The following is a 17,349-nucleotide window of genomic DNA, read 5'->3' as shown; positions in this document are numbered from 1 at the left end:
AGTTGTCGTTGTCGCGCGTTGAGTTGTTCGCACGCATACGCCGTGATCGGCGGTTGGAGCCGGACCTGTCGGTCCGGGCGTTGGCCGAGCGGTATGGGGTGCACCGCCGGACGGTGCGGGAAGCGCTGGAGTCTGCGGTGCCCAAGGAACGGAAGAAGCCGCCGCCGCGCCGCTCGGTGCTGGAGCCGGCTTATGGGTTGATCGACGAGATGCTGCGCGCGGATCTGTCGGCGCCGCGCAAGCAGAAGCACACGACCGCGCGGATCTACCAGCGGCTGATCACAGAGCATGGGTTCACCGCAGCGGGCCGGACCGTGGTCTACGAGTACGTCGCCCGGCGGCGGCCGGAGCTGGTGGCCGAGCTGCGCGAGGAACAGCGGCACCTGCAGGGCATGGTGCCCCAGCAGCATCAGCCCGGCGAGGAAGCCGAGGTCGACTTCGCCGACGTGTGGGTCCGCGTCGCGGGCACGGTGCTGAAGTGTCACCTGTTCACGCTGCGGCTCAGTTTCAGCGGTCGCGCGGTGCACCGCGTGTTCCTGTCCGAAGGGCAGGAGGCGTTCATGGAAGGCCACGTCGAGGCGTTCCGGGCGCTGGGCGGGATCCCGACCCGCCACATCCGCTACGACAACCTGCGACCCGCGGTCCAGCGGGTCTGCTTCGGCCGCTCTCGCGTCGAGTCCCAGAACTGGGTCAAATTCCGTTCACACTTCGGTTTCGATGCCTTCTACTGCATCCCGGGCAAAGACGGCGCGCACGAAAAAGGCGGCGTCGAGCAGGAAGGCGGCCGGTTCCGCCGCACGCATCTGGTCCCGGTCCCGGAGGTCGCCAGCCTGACCGAGCTGAATGAGAAGATCGCCGCGATCGACCTGGCCGAGGACGAGCGGATCCTGCACGGACAACGGGTCAGCATCGGGTTCAACTTCGCCCACGAGGCCGAGCTGCTCGCGCCGGTCCCGTTCGAGGAGTTCGACACCGGCAGCACGCTGACCCCGAAGGTCGGCCGGGATTCGCGGATCACCGTGCGGCAGTCGCAGTACTCGGTGCCGGCGCGGTTCATCGGCCGGAAAGTGCGAGTCTCGTTGCGCGCCAACGAGGTGCTGGTGTTCGACCGCACCACGATCATCGCCCGGCACGTCCGGCTCACCCGCCGCGGCGAGTCGCATGACGAGCTGGATCACTACCTGGAGATCCTGCTCGGCAAGCCCGGCGCGCTGGCGGGGTCCACCGCGCTGGCCACCGCCCGCGCCGAGGGCACCTTCACCTCGGCGCACGAGGCGTTCTGGTCGGCCGCTCGCGCCGCGCACGGCAACGGCGACGGGACCCGTGCGCTGATCGAGGTCCTGCTGCTGCACCGCCGCCTGCCCGCCGAGGCGGTGATCACCGGCATCACCACCGCGCTGGACGCCGGGTCGACCAGCCCGGAGCTGGTCGCGATCGAAGCCCGCAAGGCCGCCGCCAGCACCGCCCGCGACCAGCCGCTGCTCGACGATGCCGACCTGTCCGACCTCGGCATCGACACCACGGTGATCCCGAAGATCATCGACGACACCCCTGATCCCCGCGAGCACGCCCCACCCACGCCGGTGAGCACCGCTGCACCGGTGATCTCCCTGCGTTCGCGCCGGGAACTGCCCGCGACCTCGACCCCGCTGCCCTCGGTGGCGATCTACGACCAGCTGCTTCGCCGCACGAAAGGCACCTCCGCATGACCGCCACCCTGCCCGCGCCCACCACCTCTGCCACCGCGGCGACCGTTCCGGCCGTCGCGCCCGGCGTCGACAGCATGGACGCCCTGATCGACCAGGCCTGCCGCACGCTGCGGTTGCCCACCATCGGCTCCCGGTTCGAGGAACTCGCCGCCGCGGCATTGCGGGAACAGGCGTCCTACAAGGCGTTCCTGCTCACCCTGCTCGACGCCGAATGCGAGCACCGCGACGAACGCCGCAAGATCCGCCGCGTCCGCGAGGCGAACTTCCCCCGCTCGAAGCGGCTCGACGACTTCGACTTCGCCGCCAACCCGAACGTCGTTCCCGAGGTCATCAACACCCTCACCACCCCAGGCTGGGTCAACGCCGGGCAGCCGCTCTGCCTGATCGGCCAGTCCGGCACCGGCAAGTCGCATCTGCTGATCGGCATCGGCACCGCGATCGCCGAATCCGGGCTGAAAGTCCGCTACACCACGACAGCGAACCTGGTCAACGAGCTCGCCGAGGCCGCCGACGACCGGCAGCTGACCCGCGTGCTCAACCGCTACAGCAAGGTCGACCTGCTCTGCTTGGACGAATTCGGCTACCTCGACCTGGACAAGGCCGGCGCGAAGCTGCTGTTCCAGGTCTTCACCGACCGAGAGGAACGCAGCGCGATCGCCATCGCCTCCAACGCCCCGTTCTCCGAATGGGACCAGACCTTCACCGACAAACGGCTCTGCTCCGCGATCGTCGATCGGCTCACCTTCAACGGCAACATCATCGAGACCGGCGCCGAGTCCTACCGGCTGCGCGCCACCCAGCAACGCCCGCGCGGCTGACCCGCTGATGCCGCAACTCTGGATCGGCGACGAACCACCCGACGACCTGTCCGTCGCTGACCCGGCCGAGGGGCCGAGCCGGTCGCACCTGCTCGAGCTCCTCGGCGTCTGCGCGGACTTCCTCGGCACCGCCAGCCCCGCGGTGCACCACGAGCTGCGCGTGTTCCTCATCGCCCGCGGAGATCACGCCATCGCCGGGCTGCCCGCGTTCCTCGACCAGCTGGCCCTCACCGCCGCCGCTCAGCCAAGGCCCTAAACGAAAAAGGGCCGACTGCTCACGGATCCAGCCTTGTCGGAGGCGGAGCCATGAACACCCGGCGAGCAGAACGCTAGCTCTCCACCCCGTTCACCGGAGCGCACACCACTCGGCACCCGCGAAGTTTCACCCATCCAGGGGCGGGGCCAAAACTCGCCGGACACCGTCAGCCCCCGGCGGCCCAGCCCGCCGGACACACCCGGCACCGGAGCCTGAACAACCCGGACCAACGGGTCCAGAAAACACCGGCAAAAACAATGCGTGCTTGCTCGTCGTCGGGCACCGGGGCGGCGGCGGGTTCGACGGGCTTTTCCTGGGCTCGGTGGCCGCGGGCGTCTTGCACCACGCTCAGTGCCCGGTGGCTGTCGTCCGTGCCGCGGGAGGAGCGTCGTGAGCGGCATTCCCCTGCCCTGGAGCAGGACGGGGAATGCCAGTAGGCGCCGTTACCCGGCGCGTAGGACCGCGACCGGGCTAGAGGCTCGGTTGACGACCGCGTGGCTCACCGAGCCGAGCAGGCTGCGGCGGATGCGTCCCCGCCCATGGCTGCCCACGACCAGCAGGCTCGCGCCCTCGGCTTCCCTGAACAGCGCCTCGGCGGGCTTTTCCGGCGTCACCACCCGCCGAACGGTGACATCGGGATACCGCTCGCCCCAGCCCGACAGGGAGGAGGCGAGCACTTCCTCGGCTTCTTCGCGCACCTCGCCCCAAGGCAGCTCCCACTGCTGCACCCGGGTGAAGGGGTCCAGCGGCAGGTCGCTCCAAGCGTGCACCGCAGCCAGTTCGCCGCCGTGACGGGAGGCGAAGTCGTAGGCGAACCCGATGGCGAGCCGACTGGCCGGCGATCCGTCGACGCCGACGACGACCGGCGCCGAATCGGGCTGCTCGCGGTCGCCGCGGACCACGACGATGGGAGCGCCGGTACGCCGCGTCAGCAGTTCCGCCGACGTCGAGCCCAGCACCCCGGCCTCCTCCTCGATGCGCGGCCCGCCGAGCACCAGCACCTCGGCCTCCCCCGCCAAGTCCTCCAACACCTCCGCCGGATCCCCGAACGGCATGCTGCTGTGCACTTGCAGCTCCGCGTCGATTTCCCAACAGCCGTCGACCAGTTCCGCGAGTTCCTGCCGCAGGATCTTCTGCAGCGGCTCCAGGACGTCACCTTCGCCTGGCACCTTGATCGGGGCGAGCTCTTCGAACGGCCACGTGAGCACGTGCACGAGCATCAGCGGATGACGTCGGCTGGATGCCTCGCGTGCAGCCCACCACACAGCTCGTCGGGACGGCTCCGTCAGATCGAGCCCCACCACCACTGCTTGTGACTGGTCTCATTCATCCCGATCTCCCCTCACCGCTGACTCGCCCTAATCAAGCGCGGGATCGAGGGAAGCCGCGTCGGCCTGCGCATGTTGCTCGGCCCGCTCCGGGATTTCCTCGGGGAGACCAGCACCGGGCATCGTGCCTTGTGGATGCACCGCAGTGCCGTGCTGCCCAAAATCGCGTCGGCGCCCCTCCCGCGACCACGATCACCCAACACCAGCATCGTGGCGTGAGCCGACCGCTCGGCCATCACCTCGGCAGAATCACCCTCGACGAGTTCGATGCGGACCTCCGGCGTCGTGGTTCCGCCCATGCAGCCGCGCACCACGTTCTTCAGGTCTTCCCAAAGCTGTTCCCGCAGGTGGTGCGGAGCCAGGCCAGGACGCATCAACATCGGGCCCGCTCCGGCGAGAACAACGTGCGACCAAGCCATGACCGCGTGCACCGGAACGCACCGCTGCCTTCCTTCAGCGAGGGCCCAGCGCAGCGCTCGCGCGCTCGCGTCCGATCCGTCCACTCCCACCACGAGAACCTCATAGCCGGCCACGGTTCCCCCCTCGCACTCCGGCCTAGTAAGTACGGGTAGTGGTTGATCCGGAGTTCATTGCGCAGGTCTCCTTCTTGTGAGTGTTCGGGTTCTGGACCAGTTGCTATCGAGGAGGATGCTGTGCCTCATGTCAGGGCGCTTACGCGCGGTGATCGTCGTCGGAACGAGCGGCTGACCCGGTTGCGATCGATCGTGCGCCGCGAGTTCGCGGTGGTCGCAGTCGATCTGGCCTCGGCCAAACAGGCGGCGGTGGTCGCCGATCACGATTCGCGGGTGCTGGGCCGACGCATGTTCAGCGGGGATGCGTGGGTGATCGATGACATCCTGGACTGGGCCGGGCCGGTCGCCGCCAAGGCGGGGTTCGCCGGTGTGGTGCTGGGGTGCGAGCCGACCGGGCATCGCTGGAAGCCGCTGCTGGACCGGGCCCGCGCTCGCGGAGTTGAGCTGGTGTGCGTGAACCCGATGCTGGTGCACCGTGGCCGGGAGGAAGAGGACTTCACCCGCGACCGGTCGGACTTCAAAGACGCCACGATCATCGCCAAACGCGTCACGGAACTGCGCTGCTACGTGCCCTATGTGCTGGAGGGGCACTGGTGTCGCCTGCGGCATCTGGGGGCTCGCCGTGCCGATCAGCTTGTTGCCGCGGGGTCGGCCCGGCAGCGTTTGCGTGATCTGCTGGAGTGTGCCTGGCCTGCGGTGCTGTCCACCGCGAGCAAGCCTTTGGACACGCTGACCTGGCGGGTGGCCATGGCGGTGTCCACCGACCCGGCCCGGATCATGGCGATGGGCTTTGATGCCTTTGCCGCGGCAGTGCGTGACGAACTTCCCCGCTGGGGTGGCAGCCGCCGCAATCTGCGCATTCTGCGCGCGATCTTCGACGCCGCTCGCACACCTGGCGGGGTTGCTACCGAGCAAGCCGCGGCCTGCGAACGAGCGGCCTACGCACTCGACGACTGGCACCATGCCCTGGGGCAGCTCGCCGACGTTGAGGCCCGCATGATCGAGGTCCTCGACACCCTGGAACTGTCCACGTTGGTCACCACCATCACGGGGTTGTCGGTCGTCGGGGCCGCCGCCATCCTCGCCGAGACCGGCGACCCAGCGCGCTTCGACTGTGCCCGAACCTGGGTCAAGCATGCGGGGTTGTGCCCACGTGCCAACGAATCCGGGAACTTTCACGGCATCACCACGGTCTCCCGCCGCGGCCGCCCCGGACTGCGCACCGCCGCTTGGCGGGCCATCTGGGGCGCACTGACCCACAACCCGGTCTACACCGCCCGCTATACGCACCTGACCACCCGTGAAACCAACCCGCTGCGCCCGGGACAAGCCCGCACGGCCCTCGCAGCGGCACTGCTGCGACAGCTGTTCGTGGTCGTCACCCGCCGGGTGGCCTGGGATCCGGCGGTTGCCGCCGGCACTACGAAGGAGGTGGCGCCGCAGGCCGCATAGCGCGACACTGGCCATGGGCGGGGCGAACCCGACTCCTCCTTGGGCAGAACCCGGAACTGAGCAGGGGCGCCCCGCCCACCCTCCACCCAAGCTCGGATGAGGGCTGTTGGGACAAACCCGGTTGTTCGCTAGGTCGAGCACGGAGAGTGGGCGCAGGCACCCGCCACCCCGGCCAGTCACGCCACCCACCACATCACCACCCACCATGATCAACCCCGCACACCCGCGGGGACACTGCCGCACACCCAAAACCGGAAACATCACCAATTGACTTCGCCCTCATAGGCTGCTCAGTTCCCGTCTGCGCCGGTACGCCGCGCCGGGCATAGGCGGCACCGCCGTGCGCCACGATCCAGGGCACGGCGGCCAGCGTCTCGACGTTGTTGACCACGGTCGGCGCATCCCGCAATCCCTGGTCGGTCGGATACGGGGGACGGGAGCAGCCCCGGCCTCCCTCCAACCCGTCGATCAGCGCTGTCTCCTCGCCCGCCACGTAGGAACCGGCTCCCGCCACCACCCGCACATCCAGCGTCATCTCGCTGCCGTGTACCCGCGCCCCCGGGTGTCCGTCGGCGTAAGCGCGCTCGACTGCCTCCCGCATCCGGCTCAGGGCCTTGGGGTACTCCGAGCGAACCAGCACCACCGCCTCGCGGGCGCCGCAGGCGAAACAGGCCAGCGCCAGCCCCTCCAGCACCCGGTCCGGGTCCTCCTCCATCAGCAGCCGGTCGGCAAACGACCCCGGATCCCCCTCATCCCCGTTGGCGACCACCACCGCCCTCAGGCGGCCACCGGTTGCCGCCCACTTCGCTGCCACCAGGAATCCCCGCCCCGCTACGCCCCCGCAACCCGGACACCTCTACCTCGGCCCGAATCTCGTCGGGCGAGCGCGCCGCCACGGCCTGCGGCCACACCTGCCAGCCAGGCTCACCCACCAGCACCCCACCGAGCAGCACCGGCTCCCCGGTGGCATCAACCGCCGGAATGCCCGGGGCCCGCGGTACGGCGCGTCCAGCAAGCTGATCGGCCAGCCCGGCACCGGTGCACGGCTCGGCACCGTCGGGCCCGTGTAGCAGTACCAGGCCGCGCACCGCCTGCAGCGACACCGCACCATCCGCCCTCACCCAGCGGAGACACCCAGCTCACGCTCCACCTCGCCCAGATGCCGCCCACCGCGAGCCGCGAAACACGCGGTCCCGGTACACACCCGCACGTGGCGGCGGCCGTGCGGCGCGGCCAGATCCGCAAAGTAGCTGGCGGGCCCCAGGCCCGAGGCATGGAGCAGACCAAGGCGCACCCCGGGCGACCACGCCTGCGGCGGGTCCGCCGTACCCGCCCGCTTCGGCCAGCTCATCCGGCAGCTTTCCCCGACCCGACCGTGGCGCCCTAACCCCATCCTCACCACCCTCTCCTAGGCCCGCATCCGGGACCGCTCCTTATGGAGCGAGAGCCGTCGAGGCTCCGTAGCCTGGGGACAAGGGGCACGACTGCGAGATCTTTCGGAGATGCTCTGGGATCATCTCCGGCGCAGGTCGGCCGCCCCGGCGAACCTCCGATAGCCACGACAATGCGGCGATCCGGCCCGTCGCCTCCCCCCTGCCCGCCTGGAGCTGGGCCGGGCCAGCCGGCCACCGGGCCGTGAGACAGGCACCACCGTCTTCGACCTGCGACACCGACCCGAGGAGGAGATCGTGACCACGCTGACCCAGCAGCTGCACGACGAACACGCGCACCTGCTGCCACACATCGAGACAATGCGCACAGTCGCCGATACCGTGGGCCAAACGACGCCGGAGACGCTCGGCACCGCCCTCACTGACCTCCAGCTCTTCTTGACCGATCACCTCATCCCACACGCCGAAGCCGAAGACCGGACGCTGTACCCGGTGATCGCCCGGGTGATGGGGGCCGCCGAGGCGACCGCAACGATGTCCAGGGACCACGTCGAGGTCGGCCGGCTGGCCCGAGAACTGAGCACACTACGCGAGGCGGTGGACCGGGACGGGCTCAACGACGAACGACAGGCCGCCCTACGACGCGTCCTCTACGGCCTGTACACACTGGTCAAGGTCCACTTCGCAAAAGAAGAAGAGGTCTACCTGCCGCTACTCGAAAAGCGGCTTCCCGCGCCTGAAGCGGAACAGCTTCTCGCCGAGTTGGCGCAAGCCAGCCACCACCAGTGAGCCCCTGGGCAGGCCCGCACCGCGCTTGTCACGACTGCACCATCTTCCGGCTGAGCGGCACGGTGGCATAGTCGCTCTCTCCGTCCGCGACCTGTCCTCGACGGACATGCATCGGTTCGTGCGCGCCTTCGCTCCGGCGACCGCGCCTCCGTGGCAAACCCGCAGCGACTTCGACGCCTTCCACGCGCTGGCCCGCGGGTTCGCCGAACTGGCCAAGAAGCATCTCGGCACACGCGAGATCTCGTCGCCGCACCGCTGCTGCAACGACACCCCGGACGAAATGACCACCCAAGGTGGCACCGTCCAGGACTGGGCACGCGGCGAAGCACCGCCGACACCCCGTGTCACGATGCCCAAGCTCATCGTCGTGGAACGAGATTGCGGTGCCGTAGCCGAGAAAATGGCCGCGCTGGGACCACTCGTCGACGCGCTTGGCGTGACCACGAAGGGTTGGACCGTCAAATCCGATCAGGAAGTCGAGCACCTGCGCCAGGTCAACGGCGAGATCCGCTGCGGGGTCGCGGACGGCCGTTCCTCGCATCAAGGCCGAATATGAAGCCGGCATCCTCACCATCCGCATGCCTTGACACGAACTCGCAGGACGCAGGGAAATACCGTGGCACACAAGGGAAAATGAACTAACGTAGCGTGTCCCGAACGGGCCACGCCTTCTTTTGCGTCAGACGGCGTGGCGGACGACGACTGGGCACGGAGCGTGGTGCACGCAGTACTGGCTCACCGATCCCAGCAGCGCTTCGACGAACCCACCGTGCCCGAAATGCCGCACAACCCGCAGATCCACTTCCTGTTCGTGCGCTGCGTCCAGTAGCGCCCGGGCGGCGTGGTCTCGCACCACTCTTTGTTCCACCGGGACCCGCGTCGCTAGCAGGGCGCGGGTTTCATCGACGGCCTTCCCGCAATTCCCGTTTCGCGTTGGCGGCAACATCGTCCCCTGGCATCGTGAGCGCCACATCGAGGAGAGTCGGAATTCCGCACGCGATCAGCGCAATGACGCGTCCGCCGCTGAGCTCGGCATACTTCGCCATGGACGGTGTGCTCAGCGGTAACGCGATGGTAGTGTGGACATCTCCGGTCCCTGAGTCCGAGCAGCAGCATGAGCACGCCCTCGGCCGCGGTAGAACTCGTCGACGGCCCACACGAACACGGGGAAGGGAAGCATGAGCGCGAAGGCCCATGCCGGCGGGGGCGCCGTTCCGAACACCGTTTGCAGCGGGGGGAGGTAGACGATCGCGGCGGCGAAGAGCAGTTCGAACACGCATCCGCCGAGCAGCAGCTTGTTGGTCGTCAGCCCGATATCGCGGAGTGCGGCGTATTGCGTGCGGGAAGCGAACGCGGTGCCGAGCTGGCAGAAGACGATCCCAAGGAAGGTGACCGTCGTTGCTTGCTGGTATGCGTGCTGGAGGTCCGGGTTCGCCGCGACGTCCGAACCTGGCCACCACCCCTCGGCGAGGAGCACCGCGAAGAACCCGATGAGCACGAGAATCCCCGATGCCACACCCATGATCCCCCACGCTCGCAGGAGCAGACGCCGCGTGACCACGCTCTCGGCCCGTTGCCGAGGCGGTTGGTCCATCAGCCCGGGCTCCGCTCGTTCTCGGCCCAACGCCAGCGCAGGCAATGTCTCGGTGCCCAGATCGATCGCGAGGATCTGCAGCACGGTCAGGGGTAGCGGAATCGCGCCGCCGGACAGCGCGAAGAGCAGGAACGGCAGCACTTCGGGTACGGCGTGGGCGAAGATGTAGAGGATGAACTTACGCACGTTGTCGTAAACCCGGCGACCTTCTTCGATTCCGCTGACGATGGTGGCGAAGTTGTCGTCGGTGAGCACAATCGTCGCCGCCTCACGGGCCACGTCCGTCCCGCTGGCCCCCATCGCCACACCGAGATCAGCCCGGCGCAGGGCAGGCGCGTCGTTGACGCCGTCGCCGGTCATGGCGACCACTTGCCTGCAGTGGTGCAGGGCGTCGGCGATGCGCAGTTTGCTTTCCGGCGCGGCCCGGCAGAACACGATCTCCTGACCACTGGTCAGTACCTTGTCCAGGTCGGCCTCGGGCATCGCGTCCAGCGCAGTTCCCTCGACCACGTGATCGGCACCGATACCAACCTGCCGAGCGATCGCCGCCGCAGTGCGACCGTTGTCGCCGGTCACCACGTGCACCCGAATCCCAGCCGAGTGGCACGCCTCGACCGCGGCAGCCACTTCCGGCCGCGGCGGGTCGATCAGCCCCACCAGCCCGAGCAGGCACAGACCGGATTCAGCCGCGCCACGGTCCGCTGGCACCACCGTGCAGGACCGGTTGGCCACCGCGAGCACGCGCAGACCGCGATCAGCCATGTCGTTCACGACATCGACCAATGCGGCCCGCAAGCCGTTCGTCAAAATCTGTGCCGCTCCCCTGGCGGGCAACGCACTGGTGCACCGCGCCAGAACTTCCTCCGGCGCGCCTTTGACATGCGCGACGAATCCACCGTCGGCAGGGTCCACAGTGGTCATCCGCTTCAGGTGTGGGTCGAACCGGAACAACCGTGCTCGTTGCGCATCCCGCGTCTCAGCGTCAAGCCGCACGCCCACGGAATGCGCGAAATTCAGCAAGGCCAGTTCCATCGGATCGCCGGACTCGGTGCGCTCGTCTGCTGTTGTGCACCGGGCCAGCGCCGCAGCGAACTCCGCGCGGGGCGTAGCCTGGACACCGGATCCGTCCCGCGCTTCCACGACCCTCATGGCGTTGCGCGTCAAAGTACCGGTCTTGTCCGTGCAGATGACCTCCGTCGAACCTAACGTCTCCACCGCCGACAAGCGTTTGACCAGCGCTCCGCGCCTTGCCATGCCCCGCACCCCGGCCGCCAGAGCGAGCGTGATCGTCGGCAGCAACCCCTCGGGGACGTTGGCCACGAGCAGTCCGATGGCGAACAAGAACGCTTGTGTCCAGGTCAAACCGGCGAGCACGCCGAGTGGGAGGAACGCGACGGCGACCCCGGTGGCGACGGCCGCGATCAACCACGCGACGCGACGCACCTGGCGTTCCAGTGGGCTTTCGGCCAGGCGTACCCGTGCCGACAACGCGGCGATGCGACCGAGCTCCGTGTGCCTCCCGGTCGCATGCACGACCGCCTCCGCAGACCCGCCGGTGCACACCGTGCCACTGAAGATCAACAGCGGCGACGAATCCAGCGGCCGCTGAGCTGTGTCCGGGAAGTCCGCCGCCCGTTCCACCGGGCTGGATTCGCCGGTCAGGGCGGAGGCGTCGATTTCCACCGCCCCGCTGAGCAACCTGGCATCGGCGGGCACCCGGTCACCCTCACTCACCAGCAACACGTCGCCGGGGACAACTTCAGCGGCCAGCACCGACTGGGCACGGCCGTCGCGCCGTACCTGGCTGTGCTGCGGTAGGTACTCGCCGAGCGCCTCGACGGCTTGCTCGGCCTGCTCTTCCTGCCAGAACGCGAGCGCCGCATTGAGCACGATGACCGCCACGATCGCCAGCGCGAGCTCCCGGGTGCCCGCGATCCAGGCCAGCACGGCAGCAATCCACAGCAGCAACGCGAGCGGATGGGTGAACTGCCGCAGCAGTGCCGCCGGCCACTGCCGTGCTTTGTGGTGCGGCAGTTCGTTGGGACCGTGCACTTCAAGCCGGCGCCGTGCTTCTCGCGCGGTGAGTCCTTCACCGCCGGTGCGCAAGTCTCTGAGCAGCCGCGCGGCCGCCTCACGTGGGTCCACTGCCGGCAGTTCAGTGTCTCGACCAGCAGTTCGGACGTGATGTGGGTGCGCCACCGCGACTATTTCTGTGCGCTGCTCGCCTGCTTGGCCGCGGTACGAAGCGTCGCTCGCATGATGCTTCGCACGAAGGGCGACACCGTGCGCCAGTACATGCCGAACACCCAGCGGCTAATCAGGTCGTCGAGCGTCGTGCGGATGTCGTAGGTCATCAGGCTGCTGTGACGCCCGTAGGGGCGCACGGACAGCGAGGCCACGATTTTGCCCCGCCGCGACCTGTGGTACTGGGCGAAGTCCTCGGCCGACACCGATTCCATACGCACGATCGGTGTCCAGAACCGTCCCGCCGCGCCATAGACGACTTCCCGTCCCGGCTGCTCGCCGAGCAGCACCCACTCCCCACTGGCCACCAGGTCATCGAAGGTCAACCGGGTCGGCACCCGTGGCGGCACTCGCCGCTTGAGCCGTTCCGGCAGGTCACGCACCCACATCGCCAGATCAGCCACCCGCGAATGAACGGTGAGCAGATCGAGGTGCCTTAGGGTGGTGTACATCTTCTCCGGCGGAACATCGGCGACCATATGCTCCATTGCGTCGAAGTCCGGTTCGAGGGCGAAATCGTCGACGGTCACAGACCGGTCGGTGACCTCCCACGCCGGGGAGGTGACATCAGGTGGCCGTGTCCAAGTGTCCTTGATTTCCTCGCTCATCGGCCTTGCTCCTAGCCCTGGAATCGAGTTTGGGCTCTTGCCAGCCGGCACCGCGAACCACAGCCACCGGGCACTCGGTGCGGTGCAGGGCCCTGTGCGCAGTTGCCCCCCAGCCCGACTCCCTCCACGATGACCGACCACCAGCAGCTGCGCCACCGAAGCCGCGCGGGTCAGCTCAACGGCGGGATTCCCGCACCGCACGTCCACACGCACCGGCACACGCAGGAACTTCTCCTCCCACTCGGCCAGACACTCGACGAGGTCACGCCGGACATCGTCCCCACTGGACCAAAGCGTCGGCGGCGCTGGTTCACCAGGAGTACTGACCAGTCGTCGGACGCCGCACGTGCACACGTGCAGGGAGGCCCAACGAACCGCCGCCTCCTAGAAAGCAAACCAGCCCTGGGGCAAAGCAGGTGCGCCGCTGGCGAATCACCACTGGGCAATGCGCGCCCATCGCGGCGGCCATGCTCACCGACCCCAGCAGCACCTCCGCTACCGCGCCCCTGCCACGCGAGCCCACGACCAGCAGCTGGGCATCGGCCGAACGCCGAACAAGTTCCTCCGACGGGAACCTAGACACGACCTCGTCGACGATGTCGGCCTCCCGATGCCCGCGACGACACCACTCACCAGTGCTGCGCGCCACGCCCCACGCCTCGTCACGGCCAGCCGTATCGCTGATGGTCAACAGACGCACTGGCGCACGCCGCAACACCGCCTCATCCATCGCCCACAACGCGGCGGTCGACGCCTCCGGTGAATCGTCGACACGCACCAGCACCGGACGTTGCATCGCTCCTCTCCTGTTCCCGCTTAATGTCAGCACGCCACGACGCGGCATGTCGGCCCACCAGGACGCTCGGTCGCGATCCCAAAGAGCAGGTCCGACGCACTCGCCAATCCCAAGACGCCATCGCGGGCGATCATGGCGAGGTGGTGGACACCACGGCGATACATCTCCTGGAGGGCGGCCATTGCTCCAGCTCGTCGAGCCGCACCGCGACAACTGAAGTGCTGGCGAGTTCGTCCGCCCTGCTCATGCTGAACCTCGCTGGACGGATCCGGGGCCGACCTTCGCGTGTCCGGTGAGACATCCGGTAGGGGAGGTTCCCGGGCGGTCCTGTCCCGGTAGGCCAGCACGTCCAGTTCTCGGCGGGCTGCCTGCGCTTCGGCCCGTTGCAGCGCCAGTACGGCCGGTCGGCGAAGGACGACACCACCTGCAACTCCTGCTCGTCGAACGCCGCACTGCCCGCGTCGCGCACCGCCAGCAGGACCCCCGGAGATCGCCTCGCCAGCGCGCATCGGAACCGCGAGAGCGGGCCCGAACTCGACGTTGATGCCGCCGGTCGGGTCGAACTCCAGCCGAGAACGTTACGCGGAAATCGTTCGCGGAACACTTGGCCGGAGGTGGACCCGGTGGCCGGAATCTTCCCACCCACCAAGTCATCGATGCCGGCCCCCGCGCACACGGCGATGGTCAGCTCGCCGATTTCCGCTGGCTCCCCCCTCATCCCCAGGAACCACGAGCAGGGTGTACTCGGCCCCGGTCAGCTCCAGCGCTCGCTCCGCGATCAACTGCAGAGCATCGAGCGGATCCGTTCCCGCCCAGTGATTCCGTAGTGATCTCACCCGTGGCATCCAGCCAATGTTCCCGCCTGCGCACCTCGTCGAACAGGCGCGCGTTGTCAACCGCAATGTCGGCTGCGGCGGCCAGCGCCAGCGCCACCGCCTCGTCGTCCTCGCTGAAGACCCCACCACCACGCTTTTCGGTCAGGTACAGCCGCCCGAATGCGCGGCCCTGCTGAACCTGCGGTTCGCGGTCCGCCGAGGAGCGCCAGGCTCGACTCGCTGCCGCCCTGGCCGGAGTCGAAGTGCAGGACGTCATGTCCAGCCCCGTCGAGACAGCGAACGCCGACCAGTCGGTAGAACAGTTCCTCCACGACGTCCTCGTGCATAGGCGGCACTCCGCCCTTCCGGTCCTGAATGATCACGAACAGCTGCGTGGGCAGGCGACGCTCCACCGCCTCCGCGCCGTGCCATCGGAGGTGCGCCGCGAGACCACCCTGCGGCAGGTGGCCTGCCCGTGGACGAGATCGCGACAGCCGAGCCCGGGGAGCCCCTCGCGCCCGTGCTGCCCCGCATGACCCGAGCCAGCCGAGGCCGAATCCTGGTCCAGAGCTCCGCGGCATCATCTCCCCTTCCGACATCACCCGCGTTCTGACCAGCCACAGCCTCGCGGCGACACTGCCCGTGGGGGCCGACCTCTCCTGGGAGGCCGACACGAAGCCCCCACCGTCGGACTGGTGGTACCCCGGGCAGGTGTCCCGACCGTGGTGAGCGTTCCCAGTTCAACGGCCGAGCCGCGGTCGTGTGTTCGTGCCGCCCAGTCCGTGCCATCGGCGTTCCAGCGGCCGCTGTCATCGCTGAGAGTCACGGCCGCCGTCCCGGATCGAGGCCGATCGGCCTTCTCGAAGGACGGTGAGATTAAGGAAGTGGGCTGAGCAGGAGATGCACGGGTCGTGGTTGCGGATGGCCTTCTCACATAGGAAGGCCAACTCGGCATCCGTTGGTTGCCCACTGCCCAGGCGTTCTTGTACGAGTCGAAGCAGGTCGTGCTCGATCGCGCCCTGGTTCTGGGCGGTCGGTGGGACGATGCTCGCGTCGGTGATCGTTCCGTCGTCACGCATGCTGTAGCGGTGGTACAGCATGCCCCGCGGTGCCTCCGTCGCTCCATAGCCGGTGCCGGCGCGCGGGGGGACGTCGACGCAGGCCCGCGGCGTCGGTTCGTAGGCGTCGATGATGCGCAGTGCCTCGTCGACCGCGTAGAGCACCTCGATCGCTCGGACGACGATGCTGCGGAATGGATTGCGGCACACCGCGCCCTCACGTGGGTTGCCGAGCCCGGCGTCCTGGGCTGCCTCGAGTGCGATCGGGGACAGCCAGCGGCCACTGATCGCGTAGCGGGCGAGCGTGCCCGTCAGGTGACGGTGCCCGTCGAGACGGGAGTGCAGCGCGGTGGAGTGTGGCACCTGGGTCTCGACGACGTGGTCGTCGAACTCGCAGACGTCGAAGGTGCGGGTGGGCAGCGCGCGGTTGGTGTCGGCGGGCAGTCCGGCCCCGCTCGGGCTGATCATCACCGTCGGGGTGCCCGATTCGATGGCGTAGGTGCCGGGTTCGGCCAGAGCCAGCAAGTCGTGGTCGCATCCGGCGTCGGGGAAGTCGAAATCCGCCACCCAGCGCGCAGTCGCCGCGGCATCGTCCCGAGCGCGGCGCAACTGCTCGGCCAACGGGCGCAGCTCGGATGGGGTGGGGAGGCGGTGGAAGCCGCCGAGGCGCGCGTTGATCGGGTGGATCGCGCGCCCACCCAGCAGTTCGACGATCGCGTTGCCCGCCTGCTTGAGGCGAAGGCCGCGTTCGACATCGGCGTGGTGGGTACGGGCCAGATCGGTCGCGCTGTCCGCTCCGAGGAAATCCGGTGCGTGAAGCAGGTAGATGTGCAGGGTTTGGCTTTCGATCCACTCGCCGCAGTACAGCAGCCGGCGCAGTGCCGCCAGCTGGCCGCCCACGACGACACCGCAAGCGTCCTCGATTGCTCGGCACGCGCTCATTTGGTATGCGACCGGACAGATACCGCATACGCGAGCGGTGATGTCGGGTGGCTCGCGGTAGGAGCGTCCGCGCAGGAACGCCTCGAAGAAACGTGGGGGTTCGTAGATCGCCAGCCGAGCCTCCGCGACCTCGCCATCCTGCAGGCACAAATACAGCGCGCCCTCGCCTTCGACGCGAGCGAGAGCGCCGACGCGCAGCACCTTCGACGTATGGTCGGTCACTGGCGCAGTTCCTTTCGCGAAGCTGCATCGAACTCCGGGGCGGCGGTGTTGAAAGTTCGCAACACCCGTACCACGTCGAGGGTGTTCATCCCGTCTCGGCGCAACAGCGGGATGAACGCGCCGAAGTTGGTGGAGTTGGACGGGCCGAAGCAGCCGTAGCAGCCGCGTCCATAGGTGGGGCAGAGCGCGCCGCAACCGGAATGCGTGACCGGGCCGAGGCATGGCGTGCCGTGCGCGACGGTCACGCAGACATTGCCGCGCCGCTTGCATTCGAAGCACACGCTGTGCGCGGGCACGTTCGGCGTGCGTCCAGCGAGAAACGCCACTATGACCTCGATCAGCTGCCCGCGGTCGATCGGGCAGCCGCGCAATTCGAAGTCGACGGGGACGTGCGCGCTGATCGGAGTGGAGGTAGCCAGGGTCTCGATGTAGTCCGGTCGGGCGTAGACGACGGCGAGGAACTCGGCCACGTCGGCGTAATTGCGCAACGCCTGCACACCGCCCGCAGTGGCGCAGGCACCGATGGTCACCAGTCGACTGGAGACGTTGCGGATGTGCTGGATCCGCTCGGCATCGTGCTGCGTGGTCACCGAGCCTTCGACCAGCGACAGGTCGTATGGTCCTGGCCCGGGCGCGCTGGATGCCTCGAGGAAGTAGGAGATCTCCATGTTCTCCGCGATGCCAAGCAGCTCGTCCTCGCAGTCCAGCAGGGTCAGCTGACAGCCGTCGCAGGACGCGAACTTCCACACGGCCAGTTTCGGTCGCCTCGCGCGGTGGTCGGGTTCAGCAGACAT

At 68.3% G+C, this 17,349-nt stretch carries 20 protein-coding genes and 1 pseudogene; 8 read left to right on the top strand and 13 right to left on the bottom strand.

Features of this window, described 5'->3' with window-relative positions; translation table 11 throughout:
* Positions 1-8: 8 nt before the first annotated feature.
* The 4 genes and pseudogenes from istA to BJ970_RS40005 form a co-directional block, all read left to right on the top strand.
* On the top strand, positions 9-1,709 hold the full coding sequence (istA, locus tag BJ970_RS17345) for an IS21 family transposase (protein WP_184727213.1): 1,701 nt from the start codon (positions 9-11) through the stop codon (positions 1,707-1,709).
* Complete coding sequence (istB, locus tag BJ970_RS17340) at positions 1,706-2,527, top strand: IS21-like element helper ATPase IstB (RefSeq protein WP_184727212.1); 822 nt, start codon at positions 1,706-1,708, stop codon at positions 2,525-2,527. The genes istA and istB overlap by 4 nt, the downstream gene beginning before the upstream one ends.
* 7 nt (positions 2,528-2,534) lie before the next feature.
* Positions 2,535-2,783, top strand: coding sequence for a hypothetical protein (locus BJ970_RS39500; RefSeq protein ID WP_184727211.1), 249 nt, complete (start codon positions 2,535-2,537; stop codon positions 2,781-2,783).
* 259 nt (positions 2,784-3,042) lie between these two features.
* Positions 3,043-3,177, top strand: a pseudogene (locus BJ970_RS40005) (universal stress protein); the annotation flags it as partial.
* 49 nt (positions 3,178-3,226) lie between these two features.
* On the opposite strand, the gene BJ970_RS39495 reads toward BJ970_RS40005, so the two are convergent.
* A complete protein-coding gene (locus BJ970_RS39495) occupies positions 3,227-4,084 on the bottom strand; it encodes a universal stress protein (RefSeq protein ID WP_312864294.1) in 858 nt (285 codons plus the stop codon).
* 41 nt (positions 4,085-4,125) lie between these two features.
* Positions 4,126-4,644 (bottom strand): universal stress protein, encoded by a 519-nt coding sequence (locus tag BJ970_RS17320; protein ID WP_184727209.1) that lies wholly within the window; start codon positions 4,642-4,644, stop codon positions 4,126-4,128.
* A 120-nt stretch (positions 4,645-4,764) separates the two neighbouring features.
* Between BJ970_RS17320 and BJ970_RS17315 the strand changes: the two genes are divergently transcribed.
* On the top strand, positions 4,765-6,096 hold the full coding sequence (locus tag BJ970_RS17315; RefSeq protein WP_184723093.1) for a transposase: 1,332 nt from the start codon (positions 4,765-4,767) through the stop codon (positions 6,094-6,096).
* Between the two features lie 193 nt (positions 6,097-6,289).
* Here the strand turns inward: BJ970_RS17315 and BJ970_RS37040 are convergent, their stop codons facing one another.
* Genes BJ970_RS37040 through BJ970_RS37030 form a run of 3 tightly spaced genes read right to left on the bottom strand, consistent with a single transcriptional unit; the run spans position 6,290 to position 7,447 of the window.
* The gene (locus BJ970_RS37040) at positions 6,290-6,910 is read right to left on the bottom strand and encodes a hypothetical protein (RefSeq protein WP_221467202.1); all 621 of its coding nucleotides are present in this window, start codon (positions 6,908-6,910) and stop codon (positions 6,290-6,292) included.
* On the bottom strand, positions 6,846-7,199 hold the full coding sequence (locus BJ970_RS37035; RefSeq protein WP_221467201.1) for a hypothetical protein: 354 nt from the start codon (positions 7,197-7,199) through the stop codon (positions 6,846-6,848). Before BJ970_RS37035 ends, BJ970_RS37040 begins: the two co-directional genes overlap by 65 nt.
* A gap of 14 nt (positions 7,200-7,213) precedes the next feature.
* Positions 7,214-7,447 carry an NADH-quinone oxidoreductase subunit NuoE family protein gene (locus tag BJ970_RS37030; RefSeq protein ID WP_221467200.1) on the bottom strand — a complete coding sequence of 78 codons (234 nt, stop codon included), beginning with the start codon at positions 7,445-7,447 and terminating at the stop codon, positions 7,214-7,216.
* Between the two features lie 337 nt (positions 7,448-7,784).
* Here BJ970_RS37030 and BJ970_RS17305 point away from each other — a divergent pair, with 337 nt between their 5' ends.
* Complete coding sequence (locus tag BJ970_RS17305; RefSeq protein WP_184727208.1) at positions 7,785-8,276, top strand: hemerythrin domain-containing protein; 492 nt, start codon at positions 7,785-7,787, stop codon at positions 8,274-8,276.
* 106 nt (positions 8,277-8,382) lie between these two features.
* Positions 8,383-8,832: a hypothetical protein gene (locus tag BJ970_RS17300; protein ID WP_184727207.1), complete on the top strand. Its 450-nt coding sequence runs from the start codon at positions 8,383-8,385 to the stop codon at positions 8,830-8,832.
* A 123-nt stretch (positions 8,833-8,955) separates the two neighbouring features.
* Here the strand turns inward: BJ970_RS17300 and BJ970_RS17295 are convergent, their stop codons facing one another.
* The 6 genes from BJ970_RS17295 to BJ970_RS38890 form a co-directional block, all read right to left on the bottom strand.
* A complete protein-coding gene (locus BJ970_RS17295) occupies positions 8,956-9,132 on the bottom strand; it encodes a universal stress protein (RefSeq protein WP_312864293.1) in 177 nt (58 codons plus the stop codon).
* A 201-nt stretch (positions 9,133-9,333) separates the two neighbouring features.
* Positions 9,334-12,069 (bottom strand): cation-translocating P-type ATPase, encoded by a 2,736-nt coding sequence (locus BJ970_RS17290; RefSeq protein WP_184727205.1) that lies wholly within the window; start codon positions 12,067-12,069, stop codon positions 9,334-9,336.
* Positions 12,070-12,074: 5 nt separating this feature from the next.
* Complete coding sequence (locus BJ970_RS17285; protein WP_246470883.1) at positions 12,075-12,722, bottom strand: hypothetical protein; 648 nt, start codon at positions 12,720-12,722, stop codon at positions 12,075-12,077.
* A gap of 310 nt (positions 12,723-13,032) precedes the next feature.
* The gene (locus tag BJ970_RS17280; RefSeq protein ID WP_184727204.1) at positions 13,033-13,518 is read right to left on the bottom strand and encodes a universal stress protein; all 486 of its coding nucleotides are present in this window, start codon (positions 13,516-13,518) and stop codon (positions 13,033-13,035) included.
* A 130-nt stretch (positions 13,519-13,648) separates the two neighbouring features.
* The gene (locus BJ970_RS17275; protein WP_184727203.1) at positions 13,649-14,236 is read right to left on the bottom strand and encodes a hypothetical protein; all 588 of its coding nucleotides are present in this window, start codon (positions 14,234-14,236) and stop codon (positions 13,649-13,651) included.
* The gene (locus tag BJ970_RS38890) at positions 14,233-14,610 is read right to left on the bottom strand and encodes a hypothetical protein (protein ID WP_184727202.1); all 378 of its coding nucleotides are present in this window, start codon (positions 14,608-14,610) and stop codon (positions 14,233-14,235) included. Before BJ970_RS38890 ends, BJ970_RS17275 begins: the two co-directional genes overlap by 4 nt.
* Between BJ970_RS38890 and BJ970_RS40000 the strand changes: the two genes are divergently transcribed.
* Positions 14,609-14,869, top strand: a complete 261-nt coding sequence (locus BJ970_RS40000; RefSeq protein WP_184727201.1) for a CBS domain-containing protein — start codon at positions 14,609-14,611, stop codon at positions 14,867-14,869. The genes BJ970_RS38890 and BJ970_RS40000 overlap by 2 nt on opposite strands.
* Positions 14,870-15,142: 273 nt before the next feature.
* Here BJ970_RS40000 and BJ970_RS17260 read toward each other — a convergent pair whose 3' ends face one another.
* Both BJ970_RS17260 and BJ970_RS17255 read right to left on the bottom strand, forming a co-directional pair.
* Positions 15,143-16,555: a Ni/Fe hydrogenase subunit alpha gene (locus BJ970_RS17260; RefSeq protein ID WP_184727200.1), complete on the bottom strand. Its 1,413-nt coding sequence runs from the start codon at positions 16,553-16,555 to the stop codon at positions 15,143-15,145.
* Entirely contained in the window at positions 16,552-17,349 is a 798-nt protein-coding gene (locus BJ970_RS17255) for an NADH-quinone oxidoreductase subunit B family protein (RefSeq protein WP_184727199.1), read from the bottom strand. Before BJ970_RS17255 ends, BJ970_RS17260 begins: the two co-directional genes overlap by 4 nt.

It is taken from the genome of Saccharopolyspora phatthalungensis (assembly GCF_014203395.1).
GTDB lineage: Bacteria > Actinomycetota > Actinomycetes > Mycobacteriales > Pseudonocardiaceae > Saccharopolyspora > Saccharopolyspora phatthalungensis.
This window is presented reverse-complemented; position numbering and strand designations above follow the sequence as displayed.

Bases quoted from the DNA above. Each gene is read 5' to 3' on its own strand.
- istB (WP_184727212.1), top strand. From the start codon at position 1,706: ATGACCGCCACCCTGCCCGCGCCCACCACCTCTGCCACCGCGGCGACC.
- BJ970_RS39500 (WP_184727211.1), top strand. From the start codon at position 2,535: ATGCCGCAACTCTGGATCGGCGACGAACCACCCGACGACCTGTCCGTC.
- BJ970_RS37030 (WP_221467200.1), bottom strand. From the start codon at position 7,447: ATGAGCTGGCCGAAGCGGGCGGGTACGGCGGACCCGCCGCAGGCGTGG.
- BJ970_RS17300 (WP_184727207.1), top strand. From the start codon at position 8,383: ATGCATCGGTTCGTGCGCGCCTTCGCTCCGGCGACCGCGCCTCCGTGG.
- BJ970_RS17285 (WP_246470883.1), bottom strand. From the start codon at position 12,722: ATGAGCGAGGAAATCAAGGACACTTGGACACGGCCACCTGATGTCACC.
- BJ970_RS17280 (WP_184727204.1), bottom strand. From the start codon at position 13,518: ATGCAACGTCCGGTGCTGGTGCGTGTCGACGATTCACCGGAGGCGTCG.
- BJ970_RS17275 (WP_184727203.1), bottom strand. From the start codon at position 14,236: ATGAGGGGGGAGCCAGCGGAAATCGGCGAGCTGACCATCGCCGTGTGC.
- BJ970_RS40000 (WP_184727201.1), top strand. From the start codon at position 14,609: ATGTCCAGCCCCGTCGAGACAGCGAACGCCGACCAGTCGGTAGAACAG.
- BJ970_RS38890 (WP_184727202.1), bottom strand. From the start codon at position 14,610: ATGACGTCCTGCACTTCGACTCCGGCCAGGGCGGCAGCGAGTCGAGCC.
- BJ970_RS17255 (WP_184727199.1), bottom strand. From the start codon at position 17,349: ATGTCTGCTGAACCCGACCACCGCGCGAGGCGACCGAAACTGGCCGTG.